Raw genomic sequence first — 22,299 nt, 5'->3', positions numbered from 1 at the left:
CACACAATACATTGATAAAAATATGAAAAAACGAATCAAGCTAGGGAACGTGCGTCCCTTTAGACTAAAATTCGACCTCAAAATGAAACTCACTACTTTTTTATTGATAGTTGCTTTGTTTCAAATCCATGCTAATGAATCTTACGCGCAAAAGACCAAGATTACATTAAATGTGGAAAGCATTAGTCTGGAAAAAGCATTGGACAGAATAGAATCCATGACGGAATTTAAGTTTCTGTACAATGACAGAGAGGTGAACTATACCAAATTGGTCAGCGTTAAGGCCAATAAAAAAAAGGTTTCCACAATTTTGGAAAGGCTTTTGAAAGATACCGATGTAATTTTTGAAGTATACGGGAAACAAATCGTATTAAGAAAAAGGGATGTCGAAGAAACTATCCAACCGGAAGAGAAAGCACCCGTCCCCGTTGAGGAAAAGACCGTGCAGTTTGCGGTCAGCGGACAGGTAGTGGACGAAACGGGACAACCTTTACCCGGAGCCAATATTTTGGAGAAGGGAACCACCAACGGGGTGCAATCCGATTTTGATGGGAATTTTTCCATTGAGGTGGCCCAAGATGCAGTTCTTCAAATTTCTTATATCGGATATGCCACCAAGGATGTTGCCGTTCAAGGGCAATCCACCATTAGAATACAGTTGGCACCGGACGCTACCCAATTGGATGACATTGTCGTGGTAGGTTACGGGGTTCAACGAAAGTCGGACATTACTGGTGCCATTGCCTCGGTAAAAAGCGAGAACTTCAATAAGGGGGTTGTTGCCAATCCAGGGCAATTGTTACAAGGAAAAATGGCTGGTGTAAATGTAACCAGTGTTAGTGGGGAACCAGGTGCAGCGCAGAATATTATCATTAGAGGTGTTGGAAGTTTAAGATCGGGTACAACGCCTTTGTTTGTTGTTGATGGTTTTATCATTGACAATTCTGGAATTGGGGTAGCCGCGGGAGCCAATCCTTTAAACTTTATCAACCCGCAGGATATTGAGTCCATTGATGTTTTGAAAGATGCATCCGCTGCGGCCATCTACGGAGCAAGGGCTGCCAATGGGGTAATCGTTATCACCACTAAAAAAGGCCAGGGTGGCAAATCGGAAATCAATCTTTCGGTTTCAACCGCCATGTCTACCATAGCAAACCCAATGGACGTTTTCAGTGCCAATCAATTTAGGGAGCAAGTGGTTGCCGTTGGTGGTATCCTGGATGATCAAGGAGCCAATACGGATTGGCAGGATGAGTTGACAAGGACAGGGATTTCCAAAAACATCAACCTGTCTATGAGCGGTGGTGTTGCCAACCAATCTTCCTACTTTGTGTCTGCAGGGGTGGACGATCAAGAAGGTACTTTGAACAATAGTTCTTTAACCAGATATTCAGGGAGGGTTAACCTGACCCAAAAAGCCTTGGATGGACGTTTTAATGTAGCTTTTAATCTAACCGCCTCTAGAACGGTGAACGACCGACCGGATGATAGGGCAATTGTCAGGGACATGTTGGAATTGAATCCAACTATTCCGGTTTTTACCAATGGCGAGCCCACTTTTCTGGACGAACGTTTAAACCCAATTCTTAGAAACCGAATTTTTGCAGATCGAGCCAACAGTAACCGAATTTTGGCCAATATTGCTCCATCTTATGAAATTATTAAGGGATTGACCTATAAACTGAATCTTGGGGTGGATTATTCTTCTACCAATAGGGATGTGCAGCAAACCCCATTTGCCTTGTTGGAAGGTTCGGAGAATGGTTTTCTAACAACATCGGCTACGATTAACACCAATACCTTGATAGAGAATACATTGACCTATAACTACAACAATGATAAGCATAATGTCACCGTATTGGCGGCTCACTCCTATCAAGAAACCAAACTGGAACAAAAAAGTTTCGGATTGGAGGGCTTTGCGGATAATGGTATTGAACCAAGGTATCAGGATCAAATCAGTACAGATATTTTTCCAACAACGTTGAATTCGGTAGCCTTTAAGGCCGAGTTGCAGTCTTTCTTTGTTCGATTGAATTATACCTATGCGGATAAGTATTTATTGACAGCCACCATGCGTGCGGATGGCTCTTCAAGATTTGGGGAGAACAATAAGTATGGATACTTTCCTTCCGTGGCGTTGGGCTGGAACATTACCCGCGAGGATTTTATGGACGGGAACGGTGTTTTTAACAATTTGAAACTCCGGGCCAGTTGGGGACAAACGGGAAATCAGGATGGTATTCCTAGCAACGTGAGTTTGGCAAGTTTTGTGGACTCCAGGACAGAAAATGACACCTATCCTTTGGATGGCGACGAAGTTACCCTGGATGACTATCCTTTTGGAACTGTGCCCGTTCGTACGGCATTCCCTGATCTAAAATGGGAAGTCTCGACCCAAACAAACATTGGTTTGGACTTTGGGCTTTTTGGCAACAAGGTGACCGGTACATTGGATTACTTTAACAAGGTGGTAACCGATGTGGTACTTTTTGCAAACCGTACCGACCCAATTCAACCTACCGAAAAAATCTGGACCAATATTCCAGAGATGGAAATCATCAATAATGGTGTTGAACTTTCCTTGGATTACAGAGGCAGTTTCAGCGAGGATTTCACATACAACATTGGCGGTAATATTTCGTATACCAATAACAAGGTTGAAAACTCTCCTTTTGAAGTGTTGACCACGGGTGGGGCCGTAGGTGCGGGCCAAACTGGAGCTACTATCAACGGTTATATAAATGGTGAACCGGTTGGAACCTTCTATATGAAGGACTTCATTGGAATTGGAGACGATGGGTTAAACCAGTTTAGGGACATTAACGGGGATGGTGTATCCTTGGATAATGATAGATTGGCGGTTGGGAGTGCCTTACCGGACATTATCTACGCATTCTATCTCAATTTTAATTATAAAAACTTGGATTTAGGGTTCAACTTCAATGGGGTATCTGGTAACAAGATTTACAACCATACCGCCATGACCATCTTTTCCAGTAGTCAACTTAGTAGAAACTTGAATACGACAGCTTTTGCCGTTCAGTTTCCGAATGAGGACCTTAGCAATTCCAACGAAGTTTCCACTAGATATTTGGAAGACGGGAGTTTCCTAAGATTGAACAATGCTACCTTGGGTTACAACCTGGCCCCCGAAAAACTGGGGCTTGATGAATTGGTAAAGGATATACGCTTTACGTTAACTGGCCAAAATCTCTTCGTAATTACGGATTATTCCGGTTTTGATCCAGAGCTTAACTCAGGGAATACGTTGGACGGGATTCAAACCTTTGGTATTGATAGGTTTACCTATCCCTCGCCCAGAACGTTGCTGTTGGGATTAAATGTGTCATTTTAATAAAAAATTGTTGAAAAGATGAAAAATAGAATTTTATATATAGCCATTACGTTAAGCGCCTTGCTAAATTGGAATTGTACCGATTTGGAAGAAGAAAGACTGGATGAGTCTGAATTTGGAGGTCAGGCGGAAATTGTGAGCGGTGCCATTGCGCCAGCTTACGGGTATGTTTCCTGGACATGGAGGCACACCAATTATTATGGACTTCAATTAATCGCTTCAGATGAGGCCGTTTTACCCTTTCGTGGAGGAACGGATTGGTTTGATGGAGGTAAGTTTATAGCCACCCATACCCATGCCATCACGCCAACAAACGATTTGGTTGGGGATAGCTGGAACGAACTGACAACCAATATTTCCAGAACATTGGCGGCCATTGAGGTGTTGAGACCACTTGCAGAAAATGGGGACTCCGAAGCCCAAGGGGCACTGTATGAAATGATTGCCTTGAGAGGGTATCTGAATATGTTGTTATTGGATAGCTGGGGCTTGGTGCTCCGGAAAGAGTCCTCTGCGGAATTGTCCGAGGTGCTCCGTGGCCAGGAAGCGGTGGACTATATTGAGGCGGAACTCATGTCCGTTGTGGACGTCATTAACACCAATAGAGGTCCAGGTAGAATTACCCAGGCCGCGGTTTGGGGCTTTTTAGCACGATTGCATCTGAACGCTGCTGTATACCGTGACCCATATGGCACTCCTAATTTCACTACGGAGGACATGAACGCTGTGATCAGCTATACGGACAACATCATTAATTCAGGAGGATTTAGTTTGTCAGCAGAATATTTTGAATTGTTCAACGACGATAACAACAGCAATAACGAACTGATCTTTGCCTTGGATCAAAGGGGGCAGTTAAGAAGGGAGCACAGCCGTTGGGCCTATTGGTCCATTGCCGGATCCATGTTCCCAAGACCCGAATTCCCTAGTGCCGATGGTACGGATGGGCCTGCAATCACCGTGGATTTTTACCAAACTTGGGTGGATGCTTATGGAGCAGTTGACCCTGCAGAAGCCGATGCCAGATTTTATCAAAGGAACAATATGGTTCCTGATGCCCAGTTGATGGATTTGGAAGGAAGAGAACCCTTGTTGGCTACGGAAACGGACAATAGCTACTACTGTATCGATCCCAATGCATTTGAAATGGATCGGGGTATTTTAAGGGGAATCCAATGGGGGCCTAGAAAAGGAGATGATGGTTCATTCTTGACCTGTGATGATGGTGTAAGGATTGGCCCCATCCAACAAAGAAAGGGTAATGGTCCTGATAGGGATGTAGGCTATGTGGACCATGTCTTGGATGTAAACTTCACTACGGAGGGATCTTTGCACAATACAGGATACCGTGTTTCCAAGTATCAGTTTAGCCGCACCTCTCCCAATGGAAACAATTTTAGCAGTGTGGATCTTGTCCTCATGCGTTTGGCCGAAATCTATTTAATGAGGGCCGAGGCCAAACTTAGAAATGGGGATTCCGCTGGTGCTCTGGCCGATGTAAATACCGTAAGAACTTCAAGAACCGCCCGTCCAGCGCAAACTCCAGAAGGTTTAGCTTCCATTGATGCTGACATTCTTTTTAGGGAGCGTGGATTTGAACTGTACTGGGAAGGTTTTAGGAGGGGAGATCAAATTCGTTTTGGAAAATATGAAGATCCATGGACAGACAAAACGGATAGCGATGCCAACAAAAGATTATTCCCAATACCACAAAGCGCCATTGATGCCGCTTCAGGAATAGAAGGATTCTTGGAACAGAACCAAGGGTATTGATATACACAAGTTGAGTTTGAGTTAGTTTGAGTTAATTGTGGAAAAAGGTGGCCTTGGTTTAGGCCACCTTTTGCTTTTGGTAATCATTGAATTCCTGAGGGTAATCTTAGTTGCACAACTTCAAATACAAATATTTTTATCCACTTTAGAAAACAAAGATTTATGCTTAATACATTTTTTAAACAAATAAAATGACCTTTTGGAGTTAAGGCTACCCTTACGCAATGTTAGTTATCTACCTATGCTTGAAAGCGCAGAAATGGCAAAATCCAAACAAGATTGATATGGGAATAGGAGATGGTATGCGGTTTACTCGGATTCCTTCTTATCCAAGAGTAGAACAAAACGAATAGGCCAAAAGCATTCTCAAGTTTGAAAGAGTTTGTATGAGGCTGAGGTTTTCTTCTAATTACCAACTAAACGTTCATGCTTAGTACATCACTCTTTACTTTGAACACCCAACTTTTACTTTGTCAAGACTAATCATAGTAGTTGACCACGATGCCGTGCCTATCTCTGTCAATGGCAAAGTATCCAATGGCAACCCGTCTGCTCCTTTCCTCCATCATGGCATGGTAATGTCCACCTTCTGGGCCTTCTTGGTAAAACAATTTGGGGACCCACCAGACTGACTTTTCCACGGTGCCTTCAGAATCATCACCCCCTCGGCCGCCACCTGCAGCACCTTGGGATCGCCAATCACAACCATCATTCCAATGAAAGGTGTCGTTTTGAGCTGCCAAACGGGCTTCACGCGCAGCACATAACTCATACTCAATGGCTCTAACATAAGGTGGTAATCCATGCTTGGCCCTGTAAAAGTTAATTTGGTTTACCGCGTATTCCCCAACATCAACGTATCCGCAGTATGGGTCATCAGACATCAATTGCATTTCGCCATTGGCACAAAGATTTTCTGGATTGCCTTCACCATCAGGAGATTCTCCCACCAGTGAGGTGGTGAGCCTTGACTCAACTTCGGCATCGTCCATTCCCAAATCAATCAATGGGCTATGCTGTTCTTCATCGGATTTGGAACAGGCTAGGTTGAATAAAATCAAACATAGGAAAATGGGAAGGGTAGCCGTACTGATTTTGGGAAGTGATTTTTTCATTATAGTGCAATAAGTAGGTTCTAAATAAAAAAACGTTTCCTTTCATTATTTAGTGTTTTTAGGTTGGACTTTGTCTGCAAGCAAATAAGATTGGCGTATGTCCATTATACGCATATAAGAGTCTCGGTGACCACGGCAGGATGGTTTCACTTCCTTTGTACTCCCTCCTGAAAATGCAAGTCTACATGGCTATCGCCCTGCGGTTTTGTCATTTTCTCCAGCTAACGAAAGCCATTCGCTTTCGACGCTTTCAGAAAAAACAAAACCCTGCATTTTCATGCAGGGCTTGCGCTTTAAGTGACCTCGGCAGGATTCAAACTGCCTTTCAGTGACCGCGGCAGGGTTCTAGCGACTACCAGGAATCCGAGGTTTTATACGTTTTAAAACGACTTTACAAAATCTGTTGACCGATTTGTTGACGGTCTATTTGGTTGCAAATAGTGTCATTTGACTTTCATCTCAAAGTTAAGGGTTAAAAGTTCTAAAACAAGAGATGTAACGAACTCTTCAGATCAAGTATCAATAAACGTTATTTTTAAGAAACCTATTGATTAGGATGTATTAGTCCATTGTTAGTTTTAAATAAGATGTACTCCTTAAACCGCCATCAACCAATTTTCCTCTAAGAATATTTTGAGTTTTTTTCTTGCTTTTGAAATTAGTAGCCAGCAGTAGGCTCTATTGATATTCATGTTGTTGCAAATCTGGTTTGTGTTCAACCCTTCTATTTTAAGTCTAAGGGCGCTTGATTCCTTTTCCGTCAGAGAATCAAAACCCTCTTCCAATATCTTAACCAAATCATTTAAAACAATATACGTCTCAGGGTTGGTACTATCCAATTTAAAAGAATGGGGATTCAAAGGAGCATATCCATTTAAGTATTCTGACCATAGAGCCCTTTCTTTTGTAAGCGCCTTTTTTGTATTAATACCTCGGTAGTAATCCGCTATTTTGTGTCTAAGTAAGCCAACTAACCAGTTGCGTTCTGTGGAGTTGCCCTTATAAAGGGGTGCGGTTTTCAATGCTGAAAGGAAGGTTTCCTGCACTAGATCCTCCACTAGGTGGAAAGGTGCCATTTTGAGCACATAAGCTTTAAGGAAGTCAGAATAATTGGAAATCCAACGTTCCGGTTTTAACAATCTTCTTTCGTCCATGTTGATTTTTGGTTTTGTTGGCGGGTCAATTTTGTTTTTGGATTTCCTCCAAAGTTATTTTTGAGAAATTCCTTATCCATGAATTCGATGACACCATCTTCCCCTTTATCGACATATGCCTTTGATACCTGTAAAATTTTCCCATAACACTTTTCTTTTTTTTTTACTTCCGGTCTTAACCTAGTGAAGACCCAGTAGATATTGCCGAAGAATGGCAATAACATAGAAGCAACTAAAACGAGCATCATCCATTTATGTAACATTACATCAGGACTGCTGTAATAACTAAATATTAGGTAACCGCAGCTTAGGAGCAAAACAGCAATATGCCAGGATATATAATTTTTCCAAATTTGTAACACGATAAATTAAATTTGGTTAAGGCCGAAACTTATTCTTGTTAGATAGTCTACATAGACCATAAGAAGCAAGGCTTTATCCGAACTGTTTTCAGTTTCATTTTTGGGAGGGCAATCAGACCAAGTTTGAAAATTTTGTCCATGAATTTTTTCCTTTCTTAAATAATGCCTTATGACAATTGATTTAATCAAATTAGGCAAAATTATTATCGCCATGCTCATAATAAACAGCCCCTGGAACACGAGGTCAAAGTTTTGCGATGGCACCCAATTGTTGGGGCTGGCCCAAGTGTCAATTGTTTCAATGAATGGTGTCAAAAACTGCCTTATTGTTGGGTCCAAGAAAGACTGAAACCATAACGGAGCCAACAATTCTATTTTTTAAGCTGGTTAGTGATTTCGGCAAGTCTCGCCCCGTAGAGTATCCCGGTTTCCAAGTCCCCTTTTCTTGGTGCCTCTTCGGGAGAGGCATCAGACGGTGCAATTGCCAACAGACCAGCATATCCCCCTGTCCAATTTATATCCTTGGGACCATGTTCCTTTTTGTTACTAGATAAAAGTCCCAGACCAACCCATATTTGACCATGCTGCATGGCCAGTGTGGTCAAATAAGACATTGTGGAGTGCTTGTCCCCATTGGTGGAACCTGAAACGGTAAACCCGCCTGCAATTTTGTTCTTCCAAGCCCGCTTGCTCCAGACGGCTCCCGAGGCATCAGCGAACTTTTTAAATTGCCAGGCAACACTTCCCATATATGTTGGCGAACCATAGATTATGGCATCCGCCTCGGAAAGTTCCTCAAGCCAAGTATCGGGAATTTCCCCATTTGCATTAATCCTGTATGTCTTTAACTCCGTATTGTCTACAGAGGTTATTCCTTCGGCTATAGCCTCAACCAACTTTTTGGTGTGTCCATACCCGCTGAAGTACGCGATTGCAAGTTTTGTTTTCATGATTTTATTTTTTAAATATTGATGACTGGATTTTGTTTATGAATTCCGTAATGAGCTTTGCGGCCTCCTCTGAATGGAGTTCCAATAGAAAGTGGCTTCCATCTATCAAATGGGTCTCTACATTTTTAAGGTCTTTTGAGAATGCCTTTGCGCCGTCGACACTGAAGAACTTGTCATGGATTCCCCAAATAATAAGGGTAGGGGGCTGGTTTTCCCTCAAATATTGCTGCCAAGCCGGGTAACTGTCGAAATTGCTGCCATAGTTGTTCAAGAAGGTAATCTGTATCTCATTGATACCCTCCCTTCTCAATAGAGCTTCGTCAGTCAAATAGGATATGGGGTCAACTTTTGAAGGGTCTTTGACCCCATTGAGGTACATTTCTTTAAGCCCCTCCAATGACATCCACCAATTTTGGATTTTAAGAACACCATCCATGTCTCCAACTTCTAACATGGTACTATATTTCTGTGCCCACTCTCCGCTGAGCCCTTCAAAATATGCGTTGGCGTTTTGGACAATAAAGCCCTTGACTTTTTCAGGATTTCTAACCGCCATCCTAAATCCAATGGGGCCGCCGTAATCTTGCATCATAATGTAGTAAGAGTCAATGTCCAGTTTGTCCACAAACGCATCCATCAACAAGGACACATTGTGAAAGGTGTATTCGTATTCTTTGATCGTTGGGGCATCACTGAACCCAAACCCGGGATAGTCCGGTGCAACCACATGGAAATCAGAGGCCAATTTTTTCATAACATCCCTGTACATATGGGATGAACTTGGAAAACCATGTAACATTAATATGGTTTCTTTTTTGGGGTTACCGGTTTCCCTATAGAATATGGAAATACCATTGACCTCTATTTTACGGTGTGCAGTCTCCAGATATGTTACGGTATGGGCAATGCCATTTTCGGATTCCTTTTTGGATTGTTGCCCTATGGCCATCTGTGCCAAAGCGATTAATGACCATGCTAGAATTAACTTTTTCATTGTTATAGATTTTTAAGTTTTGTGTTGGACTGGAGCAGTTTTTCAGAAAGGGATATATTTCCCGCACCTGTGAAATAAAGGCTAATCGCCGTCAACATAAAGAACAGGTTCAGCTCCACCTTAAAGGCCCCAAACTGGTTGATCTCGAAGCCCGACCATCCGAAAGCAAGATATATGGTCATTGCCATCGTAAATGCTATCAAAAGGGATGCACTTCTTGTAAACACTCCTAAGATCAATAGGATAGGGGCAACAACTTCTGCAACGGGAACGCCCAACCATAAAAACTCCGGCAATCCTGCGTCTGACAATACTTTTTTAATAAAACCGTGCCCGTCCACAACTTTTTTTATTCCGTGGAACAACAGCAGACCACCAATTGTAATCCTCAATATGAGCAGCCCTATGTCCTGATTAACTTGTTTCATTTTTTTAGTAATGGTTGTTGGATATACAGTATTTTTTTGATGTTGAATTTGTAAAATTCAATTGTAGAACCCAGCAGGGCCTTGACCCTGCGAGGTTTTTTTTTGTTATTGTTAATATTAGATTCGGATGTTCCTTAGATCGTAACCGTTGTTGAACTTTACGTTCTTGGTGTATTGTTCCGTCCAGGCCTCTTTTACAACATTGCCCTTCCAATCAGCAGGGGCGTACTTTCGAAAAGTGGTCAGATAGACATCGCCGAATTTCTCGTACTTGAGCTTCATAAGACTAGGGTCAGTTATCCCAAAGCCCTTTGCAGTGTAAAGGAACTGGTCGATTCTATAGGTGTCAGGATTGATGTAGAGGATATATTTGTCATCGGACTCCCCAACGTTTTCCCCAAAGGTCATTTCCACTATCTTGTAGGAGGTTCCGTTTACCTTTCTATCCGCTAATTGTTTGTGGTTTACCCCTGGATCCAAAAGTTTGAACATCATGGCGAACCAGTAGTAATTGGTCTTTCTAAGGGCATGCCCGATATAGGCTGGCTGTTGTTCCGTGATAACATTTCCGTTGATCAAGGAAACGGTCTTTTTGCCGTCAAAAAACTGGGTGTGTTCTCCTTTTAGTTGAGGAAGCGCATAGACCTGTCTTTTGGTGTATTCCCCATAGGATACCTCCCCATTGAAAATGTATCTTTCCTTGGATACATCGACGACATTGCTGGCCGGAACCTTAAAGGTATAGTCAAAGGATACGTCCTTTAACTTGCGCAGGGCCTTGACACCTCCATTGGCATCCACCACTTTTGTAATAAGTCCCCGGGCATCTTGTGCCTGGACAGAGGTTGCCAGTATTGTAAGCGCAACTGAAACGATTTTGATCAATTGTTTTCTCATGATAATTGTGTATTTAAGTATTACTATTTGTTATTTGTTCAAAGCATTTATGATTTCTCTTGGTTCCACCCGATTACGGTAGTCTGCACCTTCGGACTTGGCAAAAGAGATAGTGCCGTTCCTTTCAATGATAAAGGTTGCGGGTACAGGCAACTCACTATCTTCGTCAGCGTTGTAACTATCGTAGTCATACCCCATTTCCGTCATGGCTTTAAGTGATCTTTTTGGGTTAGGATGTACCGTGGTGTACTCCTTGGCGATAAGGTTTCCGTTATCACTCAATACCTCGAACTGGAGCCCGTTCCTTTCCTGTATGTTCAATGACCCATCGGGGCTTTGTGGGGAAATGGCAATAAGTGCGGCACCGGCTTCGGTAATCTCCGGCAAGATTGCCTGATACTGGTTGAGTGCAAGGTTACAGTAGGGACACCAGGCGCCCCTATAAAAAGTGAGTACGATCTTATCTTTTTTTAGGATTTCGTATAAGTTGATACTCTTGTTGACTGCATTGGATAATGTAAAATCAATAGCCTTGTCGCCCCTTTTTAGTTTTAAAATAGACGTGTGTTCCTTTTGAAGCGTCTCTGCATCTTTATCAAATATTTCCAAAGCATCGCCTGGTAGCATATCTACAAGGCTCCCTCTTAGTTCATTCAAACCTTCTTTATAAGAAGGAACTACAACCTCTTTCATGGTATATACTTTTACTTTTTGAAATAAAATCACACCACAAATCTCCTGTGAAATGAGGTGGATAAAAATGAACCAAGACAGGAAATACCCTTGAACTGGAACAACCGACAACCTTGAACTAGTTCAAGATTTTAAAAGGAGGTGGATGATTATTTCGGAAAATCTAAAGGTGATTAATAGGTAAGAATACCCGCGTATTGGTGAATCTAGAATTTGCGGGTTTGAGATATGGACAAACCTTGGAAATTTAAAAAGCAATGAAAAACCACCGGGCTCTCCATTGCTTTATTCTCGAAAGAACAAAATTAGTGGGCTTAAAAAGATTAAAAATGAACTGAAACAGAAAATTATCTTGAACTAATTCAAGTTTTCTTATTCGGACGTGCTCGAATCTTGCTAAGAAATTCTGCGGAAATCCCTAAATAGGAGGCAATCACATATTGGGGAACCCGGTTTACGATATGCGGATACTTGTTAAAATATTCCTGATAGCGTTCTTCGGATGTTTTACTGAAGTTGGAAACTATTCTATTTTTGGAGTTGGCATATGCCTTTTCCAATATGACCCTCCAATATTGGCTTATGGCATGACTTTTAGAACATGTTTCTTCAATATCTTCGTAGCTCATTTGGAATATGATGGAATCTTCTAGGGCCTCTGCAAAAAAGTTTGAGGGCTTTTTGTAAATATGACTGTAGAAATCGGTGAAAAACCAGTCCTCGATACCAATGCTAACAGTATGTTCCTTTCCCTTATCATCCAAAAGGAACATTCGGAAAGCCCCTTTCACAATATAGTTCCTGTATTCACAAGGATAACCTGGTTGGATTACGAACTGTCTTTTCTTTACCCGGGAAATCTTGATTATGGAGGTGAACAATTCCTTTTCTTGGTCCGTTAGCTCAACATTGCGGGCGACGTTTTTTAATATTGGTTCAAATTTCTCCATTTCTTGACAGGGAATCTCTAGGCTCAATGATTTTTGCTAGTTACCGTGTTTGCCTTTAAATATAATGATTTAACTGAATAGCTGAACCAAAGAGCTTGATGAAAATATGGTCGCTACCGTAGGCAATATCTTGAGAAATGCTCGTTGAACTTGCACTCAGAAAAATCACAGTTATAAAGATTTTCAATATGCGGTTTATCTTTTCTATTACAAAGCGGGTTTAGAGAAGTAAGCCCCACAATGCTTGGGGCTTACTTAATGAAAACTAGATATTGGGAACTTCTGGAAAGTCCACTGGAATCTTAGTAAAGTTGTGTAGATAGTTACTAATGATTTTATCACCGATTACCATAATGATATCGATCACGTTTGCTTGTGTATAGCCAGCATCGAATAGGACATCCGCAGCTTCTTCTGATGCTCTACCACGGTTGACTGTGGTATCTTTCACAAACTTTGCCAGGGCATCATATTTGTCATTAAAAGTAATCTGGGCCCCGCGAATTTCCAAGATTTGCTCATCTGTAAATCCATGCATTTTACTGATCATCGTGTGTGCCGGCAAACAATATTCACATTCGTTGACCTGGCTTACAACCAAGTTGATGATTTCTCTTTCCTTAGCGGATAAAGTGCTTTTGCGATTTTGCAATGCTAGATAGTCGGGAAGTGCTGTTTCGTTCAATGCAAAAGTGGCATATAGATTGGGAACTGTGCCGAATGATTTTTGCATTTGGTCAAAAATGGCCTGGTTCTTAACAGATACTTGGTCTTTAGTAGGTACTTCAAAGGTTACTTTTTCTTGTGATGTCATTTTATTTTGTTTTTAGATTTTGTTTGTCAATATCGACAGTACAAAGTTGCAATGACATCAAGAGGATAAAAATGAACCAAGACAGGAAATACTCTTGAAATAAGACAAGGCACAATCTTGAACTAGTTCAAGATTGTTTTCTGACAAGGGTTTTATCTAACACTCTTTATGAAATACATTAAGTATACATTGGTGAAGCAGGGTTTGTAAAATTGTTGATAAATGGGATTTAAAGTACATTCCCATAGTCCTTCATCAATTCTTATAAATGATTATTGGTTTTTACTAAATATCTTGGATGCTTTCAAATCCTATTTTGACTTCACCTGAAACCAGACGATTTTCAATATCTATGCCGCTAAAAACACCAACATGGGTTTCCCCATCTTCTTTCAAATAATAGGTCTTAAAATAAACATCGATCTGATCGAAGGCGATAATGCCGGCAAAATCAAAACTGAAGTGGACTACCGAGCCCTTATTTAAGAGTTCAATCCTATCCTTTTCAAAATAAACATTATCTGTAAGAGCAAGTATTTTGTAGTTGGTCTGCAAAACTTTGAACTTCAATTGTTCATTAGACCCATCAGAAAATACAAAGATTAAATTGTATGTTCCCGCCAAACCTTGGTAAATGGAGGCATAAGGACTATCATTGGAGATTTCCAGATGATGTTTCGGCACAATACTTTTATTTATTATTCGTTTATTTCTGATTTCCATAGCTATATATGGCGGAACATAAGGGCTTTTGGCCCTTTTCTCCATGTCTTCCTTAGACTGGCATTTCTCCAAAATACTTTGGCCGGCCACTGTATTGGTATAGATATCAAATGTGCAGTAGGCTCCAATTAGAAATTCTACGTTGGACGGATCGTTGTGGCCAATATAATAGGTCTCTCTACCGCCTTCCACTAATTTACCGTCCAATAGGGTTTTGGAGCTAATATGAAGTGTATCTTCCCGTCTAACAATGTTTCCAAAGTTGTAGTGTTCCTTAAAACTGCCGTCTTCTTGGGGATATAGGTATGTATGCTTTATTTTACTCCAATTATTGGAAATTACCGTTTCTCCTTTATAGATAACATCATCCTCCCCATAATAGTAGTTCAAGTAGTAATAGGTTTTTTGAGCTTTTTCATTGTAAAGCAATGAAATTTGTTTCTTTTCCTTTTGCTCCTCAAGTTTGTTATGGGTTAAAAAAGAGTCAACAGAGTCGTAACCTATATACAATAGTACTATTGACTTGTAGTACCGGTTCAATTTGATAATGGGTTTACCCTTATGGTAATCCCTTACTTTATCATAAAGGTATTTTCCATTAACGAAATCGCTGCCAATCCGTTCCAGATCGCTTTTGAGATTGGGATTTTCAGGATCATAATTTCCGTAGCCAAAGAATTGCATTGACTTGGGAAGCTCATTTAAGTCGTGTTTTTTTTTAAAGGTATCTCTCAACGATACCAGCAAAATCCCGAAATATTCAGAAGTAAGTGGCAGGGAATCTACTTCCTGTTTTTTCATAAATTCCTATTTTATTTCTAAAATTATTAAATAATGTATTAATATTCATAAATAATCGTAAGTAATAAGTGAGCGTTACCTTGGGTTCATCTAACAAAAGAACCTATCTTTTAAAACTGGAACTCATGAAAAAATTACTGTTTATTTTAATCCTGATCCCCTTGACAAGTTGGGGTCAAGAAAGAACCATACAGGGTATTGTAACAGATGGCACTGAACCCCTACCAGGAGTCAATATCCTAGAAAAGGGAACTACGAACGGCGTGACCACCGACTTTAACGGAAACTTTGAGATATCAGTCTCTTTCGAAGCTATATTGGTATTTTCTTATTTAGGTTTTGAAACCCAGGAAATTACATCTGAAAACGAAGTTAACCTGAATATTGTCATGAAAGAGGATGCCCAGCAATTGGATGGTGTTGAGGTTTTGGGGTTTGCTGGTGTTATTGGAAAAGCGAGAAAACGTACCGCATCGATACAAACCACACCAGAATCGGTTACCGCCTTTAATTCAGATGGGATTGAAAAAATAGGGATTAACAATGTGACCACCTTTGCTAATCTGGTCCCTAACCTTAAACTTAGTGAGAGTCAGGCTGTTGGTGTTAACTCTCTGGTGATTCGTGGTATTCCGCAAATCCGAAACACGGACGCACCAGTTGCCTTTGTAATAGATGGTGTGACCATCGCTGATCCAAGTTTGTTGAACCAAGAGTTGTTTGACTTGGCGTTAATAGAAGTGGTCAAAGGCCCGCAAGGCGCGTTATATGGAAAAAACGCCATAGGTGGCGCAATCAATATTTACTCCAAAGAGCCTACCAATGTGACAAAAAATAAGATTACGGTTGGCTATGGAAATGGAAATGCTTTTTTAGGAAGATTTATCTCCTCGGGAGCAATTCAAAAAGACAAAGTCTTTTATAGGGTTTCAGCACAGTATCGCGATTTTGATGGGCTTTTAAACAACGAATTTTTAGATGAAAAGGTTGACTTTAAACAGGAATTGACCTTAAGGGGGCAATTGATGTTCAGGTTTTCTCCTAATTTCAAAGCAAGCCTCACCACGCAGTACATAAATTCTGAAGGCGGTGCAACCTATTATTCCACTTCTCCTGGTGCGCCTGCATTTATAGATGCAAACGATGGTATTTTACCTTACTTGAACCCTACTCCGGATGACGGTAATAATGTTATTTTTCAGGATATTCTAGGAGAATCCGATTTAAAAAATTTTTACGGCAATCTGAATCTGGAGTGGAATCTTGGCAATGTCAAGCTGCAGAGTATTACCTCATATAGTGATGTAAACCGCTCTACCATTGGTGATCTAGATATGACAGTCACTGAGGACTGGTTCTTGGACCAAGGCGAAACCAATGATACACAAACCTTTAATCAAGAAATCCGTTTGACCAATAGGAGTACCACAAGCAAGTTGGACTGGAGTTTTGGAGGATTCTTTCAGACTATAGAAAGACCATTTTTTCAAAGTGATTTTACCTTCAGTGATGTCTTTGCTGTGACAGATTATGTCGCAAATTTCCAGACCATTGCTCTGTTCGGTTTTATGGATTATAAACTTAGTGATAAACTCACGGGTTCAATTGGACTTCGTTTTGATAGTGACAAGTTTGAGCTAGAGGATTTTCTCAATGGTCAAACCGATGAGAAAAGTGAGGATGTACTGCAGCCCAAAGCATCTTTATCGTATCAAGCCACAGAGAATACCCTGTTATACTCCAACTATGGTAGGGGTTATAGAGCTGGAGGTTTCAACCCAAGGGTAACCGATTTGTTCAACAGGGATTTTGAAGGTGAGTTTTCGAACAATTTCGAGATTGGATTCAAGACTTCTTCCTGGGGCAACCGTTTTATCCTAAATGGGTCGGTGTTCTATTCCGACTTCAAGAACCGACAACAATTTGCAATAACATTTCCAGATTTCACCCCAGGGAATTTCAATTACGAAAAAAGTGAGATTACGGGTTTTGAAATAGATACTAAAACTAGAGTTTCCAAATATTTGGATGTGCTGTTTAACTACGGTTACGTAAAATCCATAATTAAGGAAGGAGGGTCTACAGGAGGCGCAGATGGAATGGCCAGGGATTTAAATCAGTTTAATGACAACAATACCTCTTTGGTGCCCCAGAGCAATTTTAATCTGGGTCTTGAGTCAAGTATTCCATTCAATGAAAAGACCACATTGGATCTTAGTATCAACTATAATGGAACAGGAAAAATCTATTGGGAGGACTCCAATGCCGACGAGTTTACCTCAGATGCCTATCAACTATTGGATGCCCAAGCACGACTTACATCTGGCAAGGTCGCCCTTACCCTTTGGGCAAGAAATATATTGGACGAGCAGTATTATTTGGAATACACCGACTTTGGAATTGGTTGGAGGGGTACTCCGGCCACAGTAGGAACCACGTTGTCCGTAAGCTTTTAATTTTTTAATTCTGAACATTAACCATAGAAAAGGGAATGCGGGTTAATTCCCTTTTCTTTAATATCATGATATATGAGCACAAAGTATTTTTTGGAAAGTGCTAGAGTAGCAAAAACCTTGATACAAGATATGTTTCAAGTCCAGCCTGGAGAAACCGTGGCTATTACAGGAGACACGGAATCTAACCGAGATTTTGCCGATGATCTGGCAGGAGCTGTGCACGCTGTAGGGGGAAAACCCCTGATTATGTGGACGCCCAAATCACCTTATGATGGACAAGCAGGGGTCAAATATTGGCCATCAGAAGCCCTCACTGCAGCGCTGAGTAATGTCGATGTATGGATTGAACTGCATACCAATGTAATGTTATATTCAGACATTTGGGAAAGCGCTTTTGACAATAACAAAAAATTGAGATACATGGTTCTGGGCCAATCATCGATACCCTCCCTGACCCGTGTCTTTACAACTTTTGACATCAAGACATTGGGTTTGTTTCTAGCCAAGGTCAAGGACATGTGCATGAAGGCAGAAAAAATCCGAATTACTGCAGAAAATGGTACGGATGTTTCGTATGAAACCGATTTGAACTATTTATTTGATTATGACGATGGTGACTTATCAACTCCTCGGTTTGGTACAGCTCCGGGATACGTGAACATTGTTCCAAAAACAGGTAGCATGAATGGTACTATTGTGTTTGATTTGTTGATGAATGCGGATATCTATGAAAATGATAATCAAATTGAGTTTATGATGAAAGATGGCGACATTGCAGAAGTAAAAGGCACAAAATCGGAAGTGAAAAAGTTTAAAAAATACCTGGCGTCCTTTAACGATCCAAACATGTACAAGATTTCACACAACATGTTTGGTTTTAACCCTGGGGTCCGTCAATTGTGCGGGGAGATCGTAGAGGACGAACGGATTTGGGGCGGCGTAGATTTTGGGTTTGGCCATACCAGTCCAATGGATATGCCGCCTTTGGGTCAACCTGCCAAATCGCATTTTGACGGTGTAGTTGGAAGGACTAGTATTTATTTGGATGATATTCTAATTGTGGACAATGGAGTAGTTTGCCATTCTGATTTGAAGCCCTTGGTGAAAAAACTTGTAAGCGACGACTAAGAATCTATAATAGCCAAATTTTAATCGAGAACCGTAATAATGACAGTCAGGGAACTTGAACCAAATATAGTTTGGCGATATTTTGAAGCCATTAATGCAATCCCTCGGGCCTCTACCAAGGAAGAAGAAATTAGCGCCTTTATGGTTGCGTTTGGTAATTCATTGGGATTGGAAACTTCAATGGACCAAATTGGAAACGTCATTATCCGTAAAGCTGGAAGCAGTGGAAGAGAAAATTGCAAAACAGTAGTGCTGCAGGCTCATTTGGATATGGTACATCAAAAAGAAACGGGGTCCACTTTTGATTTTGATACGCAGGGCATTCAAATGTACATAGAAGGAGATTGGGTAAAGGCGAAAGACACCACTCTGGGTGCAGATAATGGTATTGGGGTGTCAGCAATTATGGCGGTATTAGCGTCTGATGCATTGGAACACCCACCAATTGAGGCCTTATTTACTATTGATGAGGAAAAGGGAATGACGGGGGCGATGGCTTTGACCAAAAATCAACTACGTGGAGAATTTCTTCTAAATCTTGATTCGGAAGAAGACGATGAGATTACCATTGGTTGTGCTGGTGGTGTGGATGTAGAAATACGTGGCTCTTACCAAACAAAAATTCTTGACGCCAAGGAATATGAACTTCACCAGATAAAACTGGGTAGTCTTAAGGGAGGGCATTCTGGCGTGGACATTCACCTGGGCTCTGCCAATGCAATTCTCGTAATGTCCGAACTCTTAAATAATCTAATTTCTAAAGTGGATTGTAGATTGCATTCGGTCAGTATTGGTGCGCTTACCAATGTCATTCCTCGAAATGGTATGGCCATTATGGCTGTTCGTGAGGACAAACTTTCCAGCTTTGAATTGGAATTTTTGGCTGCTGCTGAAAGGATAAAACGGGATTATCAACTTACGGACCCCTTTATGTCCATAGATAAAGTTAAAGTGAACCGCTCTACAGGAATAATGGATGTTAACACTCAAAACCAATTGATATCCGCGCTGTTAAAATTGCCAAATGGTGTTTACAGCATGACCAGGGGACTTGATGATTTGGTGCAGACTTCGAGCAATATTGCTGTATTAAACATCGAAGATGGTTCGTATGAAATCAAATGCCATACCCGAAGCTCAGTTAATTCTGAAAGAGATGAAATGGTAGCTTCTATTCAAGAATGTTTTCCTTTTGCCCAGGTTAGCGAAATTGGCCCGTATCCTGGATGGGAACCAAAACCTGATAGCGAGTTATTGGCAATTGCCAAAGCGTGCTATGAAGATTTAAATGGAGTTGTTCCAAATGTGAAATCTATACATGCTGGCCTGGAATGTGGCGTGATTGCGGGTATGTACCCTAAAATGCAAATGATTTCTTTCGGCCCAAATATATTGGGGGCCCATTCGCCGGAGGAGCGTGTTCAGGTAACCTCTGTTAAAAAATTCTGGAAGTTCCTTGTCAAATTATTGCAAACTCTTGAATAATCCAAACTATGGCCGATCAGTATACAAACTCCAAAGTACAACCCAAAGATTATAGATCTGGATGGGTTATCGCGTTGATCATTGCCGGTACGGGTCTCACTTTGTCAATTTTTTATCTGGGAGCTGAGATAGCTTTGGGCATTGGTTTCAAAAAAGCAATATGGGCCTTTGGCATTTCTACTTTTATACTGTCTTTGCTGTGTCTTGCCACTACTAGAATTGGAAATCGATCACGATTCTCAACCTATATGATTCTGTATTTCAGCTTTGGGAAACAGGGGGCCAAAATTTTGAATTTTGTCTTTGGAATTGTGTTGTTGGGTTGGTTTTCGGTAACCTTGGAATTACTTTCAGTTGCTGTTGCAGATACTGCATTGGCCACTTTCAATATGGTTGTGCCCCATTGGCCCATTATTATGGTGATGGGGGCTTTGATTACTGTTACTACAATTTATGGTATTCAAAGCTTAGAAAGATTGACCAACATCGGCGTGCCTTTTTTAGCCTTGTTTCTACTTTATGTGTATTATGTAAGTTTTCAAGATGGAATGTCTTTCTCACAAATAATTGATTTCGTTCCGGAAGAACCATCCTTAACACTTTTTGAAGCTGTAGCCATACTTGTAGGTTCAACTGTTTTCCTTCCAGTTTTCATCGCAGATTTTTCAAGATTCACAACAAATGACAAGCACAGTTTAATTGCTGTTCTAGGGATTCTTCTTGGGAGCCCTTTTGCTCTCTATTTTAGTGCTGTTCCCGCAATCCAAACTGGCGAGGTGGATATCATCAAAATTATGACCAAATTTGATTTGGTATTGCCAGCCTTTGTTTTATTGTTCTTGTCTACATGGGTTACAAACTCCCTGAACCTATTTTCTGCGGCTTTGGCCTTTGCTACCATTAAAACAAGATGGGGCTATAAGAAGTTGACGCTAATCGCCAGTTTTTTTGGGATTGCGTTTGCCTTAATGGGTATCACAGCGCATTTTTTTGTGTTTCTGAATGCATTGGGGGTTTTGATTCCCTCGATTTCGTCCATATATATGGTTCATTTCTTTTGGATAAAAAAACAGCGATACGAGCTTGAAGAGGTACAGGATTGGGATTATTCCGCACTGCTTAGTTGGGGAGTGGCCTCTGGGGTGGCCTTTTGTACCTACTTGGAGTTATTTCAATTGACGCATGCCTACTTTGTAGATTCCTTCCTTGTAGGAGGTTTGATCTATATCTTCTTGAACAGAAAACAAATAAAAAGGTTATCTAAATGAAGAGTAATCTAAAAGTCATAAAAAACCGTTCGGATATAGGAGCAGGTACGAGAGGTGCCGACATGGGTATCGATGCTATGGAAATCGCAGCCATTAATTCGGGAAACGATTTTTTTAACAGGATTCCATTTATTGACGTCGAAACCCATAATGAAACCATATACAATATGGTTCGAAACTCCTTTGCCAAACGAATCAACTTTGTGGTTGAGCAATGTAGTCGAGTTTCCAATGTAGTCAGGGAATCGCTTTTAAAACATGAATTCCCACTGATATTGTCTGGTGACCATTCATCTGCTTTGGGCACTATTTCGGGCATCAAGGCGGCAAATCCGGATAGCCGACTTGGAATCGTATGGATAGACGCACATGCCGATCTGCACACACCGTACACCTCTCCTTCCGGAAATGTTCATGGTATGCCTTTAGCTGCCGCCCTGCAGGAAGATAATGTCCAAATGAAAACCAATAATCCTGATGGGAAGACCATTGCATCTTGGGAAAAACTAAAAAACATAGGAATAAATCAGCCAAAATTCCTGCCCCAAGATTTGATTTATTTTGGAGTCCGGGATACTGAAGAGGCCGAGGATCAATTGATGGCCCAAATGAAAATTAAGAATTACAGTGTTGAAGAGGTTAGATTTAGAGGAATACAAAAGTGTATTAAGGAAGCTATACATAAGCTGGCAGATTGTGATTCCATTTACCTAACATTTGATGTGGACAGTCTGGATTGTGATTACGTGTCCCTTGGAACAGGTACCCCAGTACCTTTTGGATTTAGTCCAGAGGAAGCAAAAAATATAATAATCGGATTTCTTAATACAAAGAAGGTGGTTTGTGTTGAGTTCACGGAGGTTAACCCATTATTGGACAACAAGGGAAATCATATGGCCGAAACGGCATTTGATATATTAAATTTTTGTTTTGGATAAATAGAGTTTCTT

18 protein-coding genes are annotated in these 22,299 nt (G+C 40.9%); 7 read left to right on the top strand and 11 right to left on the bottom strand.

Annotated elements, in window-relative coordinates:
• Positions 1-22 precede the first annotated feature (22 nt).
• Both ACOOE0_RS00405 and ACOOE0_RS00400 read left to right on the top strand, forming a co-directional pair.
• On the top strand, positions 23-3,358 hold the full coding sequence (locus ACOOE0_RS00405) for a TonB-dependent receptor (RefSeq protein WP_420400521.1): 3,336 nt from the start codon (positions 23-25) through the stop codon (positions 3,356-3,358).
• Positions 3,359-3,376: 18 nt separating this feature from the next.
• Positions 3,377-5,131: a RagB/SusD family nutrient uptake outer membrane protein gene (locus ACOOE0_RS00400; protein ID WP_420400520.1), complete on the top strand. Its 1,755-nt coding sequence runs from the start codon at positions 3,377-3,379 to the stop codon at positions 5,129-5,131.
• Between the two features lie 479 nt (positions 5,132-5,610).
• On the opposite strand, the gene ACOOE0_RS00395 is transcribed toward ACOOE0_RS00400, so the two are convergent.
• The 11 genes from ACOOE0_RS00395 to ACOOE0_RS00345 all read right to left on the bottom strand — a co-directional run bounded on the left by ACOOE0_RS00395 (position 5,611) and on the right by ACOOE0_RS00345 (position 15,012).
• A complete protein-coding gene (locus tag ACOOE0_RS00395; protein ID WP_420400519.1) occupies positions 5,611-6,246 on the bottom strand; it encodes a CAP domain-containing protein in 636 nt (211 codons plus the stop codon).
• Between the two features lie 596 nt (positions 6,247-6,842).
• Positions 6,843-7,400 (bottom strand): sigma-70 family RNA polymerase sigma factor, encoded by a 558-nt coding sequence (locus ACOOE0_RS00390; protein WP_420400518.1) that lies wholly within the window; start codon positions 7,398-7,400, stop codon positions 6,843-6,845.
• Complete coding sequence (locus tag ACOOE0_RS00385; protein WP_420400517.1) at positions 7,379-7,762, bottom strand: hypothetical protein; 384 nt, start codon at positions 7,760-7,762, stop codon at positions 7,379-7,381. Before ACOOE0_RS00385 ends, ACOOE0_RS00390 begins: the two co-directional genes overlap by 22 nt.
• A 371-nt stretch (positions 7,763-8,133) precedes the next feature.
• Positions 8,134-8,712 carry a flavodoxin family protein gene (locus ACOOE0_RS00380; RefSeq protein ID WP_420400516.1) on the bottom strand — a complete coding sequence of 193 codons (579 nt, stop codon included), beginning with the start codon at positions 8,710-8,712 and terminating at the stop codon, positions 8,134-8,136.
• A gap of 4 nt (positions 8,713-8,716) precedes the next feature.
• Positions 8,717-9,706, bottom strand: a complete 990-nt coding sequence (locus tag ACOOE0_RS00375) for an alpha/beta fold hydrolase (protein ID WP_420400515.1) — start codon at positions 9,704-9,706, stop codon at positions 8,717-8,719.
• A gap of 2 nt (positions 9,707-9,708) precedes the next feature.
• Positions 9,709-10,134 (bottom strand): DoxX family protein, encoded by a 426-nt coding sequence (locus ACOOE0_RS00370; RefSeq protein WP_420400514.1) that lies wholly within the window; start codon positions 10,132-10,134, stop codon positions 9,709-9,711.
• Between the two features lie 117 nt (positions 10,135-10,251).
• Complete coding sequence (locus ACOOE0_RS00365; RefSeq protein WP_420400513.1) at positions 10,252-11,031, bottom strand: DUF6503 family protein; 780 nt, start codon at positions 11,029-11,031, stop codon at positions 10,252-10,254.
• A gap of 30 nt (positions 11,032-11,061) precedes the next feature.
• Positions 11,062-11,724, bottom strand: a complete 663-nt coding sequence (locus tag ACOOE0_RS00360; RefSeq protein ID WP_420400512.1) for a peroxiredoxin-like family protein — start codon at positions 11,722-11,724, stop codon at positions 11,062-11,064.
• A gap of 362 nt (positions 11,725-12,086) precedes the next feature.
• The gene (locus tag ACOOE0_RS00355) at positions 12,087-12,674 is read right to left on the bottom strand and encodes a Crp/Fnr family transcriptional regulator (RefSeq protein WP_420400511.1); all 588 of its coding nucleotides are present in this window, start codon (positions 12,672-12,674) and stop codon (positions 12,087-12,089) included.
• 265 nt (positions 12,675-12,939) lie between these two features.
• Positions 12,940-13,488: a carboxymuconolactone decarboxylase family protein gene (locus tag ACOOE0_RS00350; RefSeq protein WP_420400510.1), complete on the bottom strand. Its 549-nt coding sequence runs from the start codon at positions 13,486-13,488 to the stop codon at positions 12,940-12,942.
• 285 nt (positions 13,489-13,773) lie between these two features.
• Positions 13,774-15,012, bottom strand: coding sequence for a hypothetical protein (locus tag ACOOE0_RS00345; protein WP_420400509.1), 1,239 nt, complete (start codon positions 15,010-15,012; stop codon positions 13,774-13,776).
• A 125-nt stretch (positions 15,013-15,137) separates the two neighbouring features.
• Between ACOOE0_RS00345 and ACOOE0_RS00340 the strand changes: the two genes are divergently transcribed.
• The 5 genes from ACOOE0_RS00340 (at position 15,138) to ACOOE0_RS00320 (ending at position 22,287) form a co-directional block, all read left to right on the top strand.
• Entirely contained in the window at positions 15,138-17,468 is a 2,331-nt protein-coding gene (locus ACOOE0_RS00340) for a TonB-dependent receptor (RefSeq protein ID WP_420400508.1), read from the top strand.
• Between the two features lie 72 nt (positions 17,469-17,540).
• Positions 17,541-18,596, top strand: a complete 1,056-nt coding sequence (locus ACOOE0_RS00335) for a hypothetical protein (RefSeq protein ID WP_420400507.1) — start codon at positions 17,541-17,543, stop codon at positions 18,594-18,596.
• Between the two features lie 39 nt (positions 18,597-18,635).
• Positions 18,636-20,081: an aminoacyl-histidine dipeptidase gene (locus ACOOE0_RS00330; RefSeq protein ID WP_420400506.1), complete on the top strand. Its 1,446-nt coding sequence runs from the start codon at positions 18,636-18,638 to the stop codon at positions 20,079-20,081.
• Between the two features lie 8 nt (positions 20,082-20,089).
• Positions 20,090-21,349 carry a purine-cytosine permease family protein gene (locus ACOOE0_RS00325; protein WP_420400505.1) on the top strand — a complete coding sequence of 420 codons (1,260 nt, stop codon included), beginning with the start codon at positions 20,090-20,092 and terminating at the stop codon, positions 21,347-21,349.
• Positions 21,346-22,287 (top strand): arginase, encoded by a 942-nt coding sequence (locus ACOOE0_RS00320; protein ID WP_420400504.1) that lies wholly within the window; start codon positions 21,346-21,348, stop codon positions 22,285-22,287. Before ACOOE0_RS00325 ends, ACOOE0_RS00320 begins: the two co-directional genes overlap by 4 nt.
• Positions 22,288-22,299 lie beyond the last annotated feature (12 nt).

Source organism: Flagellimonas sp. (assembly GCF_965215805.1).
Taxonomy (GTDB): domain Bacteria; phylum Bacteroidota; class Bacteroidia; order Flavobacteriales; family Flavobacteriaceae; genus Flagellimonas.
The sequence above is the reverse complement of the archived record's forward strand: the minus strand, read 5'-3'. Positions and strand labels throughout refer to the sequence as shown.

Excerpts from the sequence above, each read along its gene's own strand:
- ACOOE0_RS00400 (WP_420400520.1), top strand. The coding sequence starts at position 3,377 with ATGAAAAATAGAATTTTATATATAGCCATTACGTTAAGCGCCTTGCTA.
- ACOOE0_RS00350 (WP_420400510.1), bottom strand. The coding sequence starts at position 13,488 with ATGACATCACAAGAAAAAGTAACCTTTGAAGTACCTACTAAAGACCAA.
- ACOOE0_RS00390 (WP_420400518.1), bottom strand. The coding sequence starts at position 7,400 with ATGGACGAAAGAAGATTGTTAAAACCGGAACGTTGGATTTCCAATTAT.
- ACOOE0_RS00365 (WP_420400513.1), bottom strand. The coding sequence starts at position 11,031 with ATGAGAAAACAATTGATCAAAATCGTTTCAGTTGCGCTTACAATACTG.
- ACOOE0_RS00395 (WP_420400519.1), bottom strand. The coding sequence starts at position 6,246 with ATGAAAAAATCACTTCCCAAAATCAGTACGGCTACCCTTCCCATTTTC.
- ACOOE0_RS00320 (WP_420400504.1), top strand. The coding sequence starts at position 21,346 with ATGAAGAGTAATCTAAAAGTCATAAAAAACCGTTCGGATATAGGAGCA.
- ACOOE0_RS00325 (WP_420400505.1), top strand. The coding sequence starts at position 20,090 with ATGGCCGATCAGTATACAAACTCCAAAGTACAACCCAAAGATTATAGA.
- ACOOE0_RS00405 (WP_420400521.1), top strand. The coding sequence starts at position 23 with ATGAAAAAACGAATCAAGCTAGGGAACGTGCGTCCCTTTAGACTAAAA.
- ACOOE0_RS00330 (WP_420400506.1), top strand. The coding sequence starts at position 18,636 with ATGACAGTCAGGGAACTTGAACCAAATATAGTTTGGCGATATTTTGAA.
- ACOOE0_RS00375 (WP_420400515.1), bottom strand. The coding sequence starts at position 9,706 with ATGAAAAAGTTAATTCTAGCATGGTCATTAATCGCTTTGGCACAGATG.
- ACOOE0_RS00340 (WP_420400508.1), top strand. The coding sequence starts at position 15,138 with ATGAAAAAATTACTGTTTATTTTAATCCTGATCCCCTTGACAAGTTGG.
- ACOOE0_RS00380 (WP_420400516.1), bottom strand. The coding sequence starts at position 8,712 with ATGAAAACAAAACTTGCAATCGCGTACTTCAGCGGGTATGGACACACC.
- ACOOE0_RS00370 (WP_420400514.1), bottom strand. The coding sequence starts at position 10,134 with ATGAAACAAGTTAATCAGGACATAGGGCTGCTCATATTGAGGATTACA.
- ACOOE0_RS00335 (WP_420400507.1), top strand. The coding sequence starts at position 17,541 with ATGAGCACAAAGTATTTTTTGGAAAGTGCTAGAGTAGCAAAAACCTTG.
- ACOOE0_RS00345 (WP_420400509.1), bottom strand. The coding sequence starts at position 15,012 with ATGAAAAAACAGGAAGTAGATTCCCTGCCACTTACTTCTGAATATTTC.
- ACOOE0_RS00360 (WP_420400512.1), bottom strand. The coding sequence starts at position 11,724 with ATGAAAGAGGTTGTAGTTCCTTCTTATAAAGAAGGTTTGAATGAACTA.
- ACOOE0_RS00355 (WP_420400511.1), bottom strand. The coding sequence starts at position 12,674 with ATGGAGAAATTTGAACCAATATTAAAAAACGTCGCCCGCAATGTTGAG.